Genomic DNA, 791 nt, shown 5'->3' with positions numbered 1-791 from the left:
GTTTTACTCGATATGGCGCATAACGTTGAAGAGATGATCAAGCGCATCCTTTACCATATCGATAAAGCGTTAAAGTTTTTATCTACTAACAATAAACTAATCTAGGCACGCACATGAAATCTCAAGCAATATATCAAGAAAAGCATCAATGGATCTATTTCGGAAGAGACCCTGACAAGCCTGAAAAAATTATTGATTCGAATCAGTTTATGATCGTGAATAATCAACAAGCTGTTTTACTCGATCCTGGCGGTGTTGAGCTTTTTGCTCCTATGTTAAGCTCTGTCGTCAAATACATTCCTTTAGAGCAAATCACTCACTTGTTTGCTTCTCACCAGGACCCAGACATCATTTCGTCTTTGGGTCTTTGGGATCAGGTTATCCCAGATGCGAAACTTCATGGCCCTTGGCTTTGGGAAGGCTTCATACGACATTTCGGCATGAACAATATTTCTTACGAGGCGATACAGGATGAAGGCCGAACATTGGATCTGGCGGGCCTGTCTTTACAACTGATTCCCGCACACTACCTTCACTCTTCGGGCAACTACCATGTATATGACCCTGTCGCGAAGATCCTGTTCACTGGCGATGTTGGTGCGGCTCTTGAGCCTATCGACAGCCCAATGTTCGTCGATGATTTTGATGCACATATCCCGAAAATGAAAATGTTCCATCAACGCTGGATGCCTTCCAATGCAGCCAAAAATGACTGGATCAACCGCGTCAGAAAATTAGAGATCGACATGCTTCTTCCCCAGCACGGCCGAATATTCAAAGGTGAAAATGTT

The 791-nt window shown here is 43.5% G+C and carries 1 protein-coding gene; it reads left to right on the top strand.

Annotated elements, in window-relative coordinates; all coding sequences use genetic code 11:
* Positions 1 to 113: 113 nt before the first annotated feature.
* On the top strand, positions 114 to 791 hold a 678-nt coding region (locus tag A3735_RS22475; RefSeq protein WP_068638693.1), incomplete at its 3' end, for an MBL fold metallo-hydrolase.

The sequence above is a fragment of the Oleiphilus sp. HI0061 genome (assembly GCF_001635675.1).
Note: the sequence above shows the minus strand (reverse complement) of the source record. Positions and strands in the feature narration are given on the sequence as shown.